Below are 793 nucleotides of genomic sequence, written 5' to 3' on the forward strand. Positions count from 1 at the left end.
TTTACTTTCAAACCTAGCCGTTTCTCAATAAAACGACTGACTGAATACATCACACGCTTAGCGGCTGCCTCGCTTCCGACCGTAATCACACAATCATCTGCGTAGCGCACAAATCGAAGTCCCCTCTTTTCTAATTCCTTGTCCAATTCATTAAGCATAATATTGGATAAGAGAGGAGATAAATTTCCTCCCTGTGGTGTACCAACTAGCGTTTTATGACGCTGACCATTAATGATAACACCTGAATGAAGATACTTACGAATCAAGGATTCCGTATCTCCGTCTTCGATAATATTATGTACTAAGGACATCAATCTATCTTGAGGAACTGTATCGAAAAATTTCTCTAGGTCTATATCCACTATCCACTCATAGCCGTCATTTAAGTACTCTAAGAGCTTCATGATGGCTTTTTCACATGACCTATTTGGTCTGAATCCATAGCTCGTATCTGAGAAATGAGGTTCACAAATAGGGCTAATGACTTGAACAATGGCCTGTTGAATCATTCTATCCATAACTGTTGGAATTCCTAGTTGACGGATGCCTCCGTTTGGTTTGGGAATCTCAACTCTGAGAACTGGTTGAGGCTTATATTTTCTCTGTTTTATCAGTTCCTTAGTCAAGCGCCAGTTTTGTCTGAGATAATTATCCATCTCTTCGATAGTCATTCCATCAATCCCAGCTGAGCCTTTATTGGATTTTACTTGATTGTAGGCTTCCAGCATATTTTCGCGTGATAATATCTTATCTAGCAATTTTGACATGTGCGTATTCCTTTCTTGTTTTGGTG

The 793-nt window shown here is 39.5% G+C and carries 1 protein-coding gene; it reads right to left on the reverse strand.

Features of this window, described 5'->3' with window-relative positions; translation table 11 throughout:
- Positions 1-767, reverse strand: a 767-nt coding sequence (gene ltrA, locus SMIDD26_RS10820; protein ID WP_061440105.1) for a group II intron reverse transcriptase/maturase, incomplete at its 3' end; no start/stop codon positions are given.
- Positions 768-793: the final 26 nt, after the last annotated feature.

The sequence above is a fragment of the Streptococcus mitis genome (assembly GCF_001579035.1).
Taxonomy (GTDB): domain Bacteria; phylum Bacillota; class Bacilli; order Lactobacillales; family Streptococcaceae; genus Streptococcus; species Streptococcus mitis_J.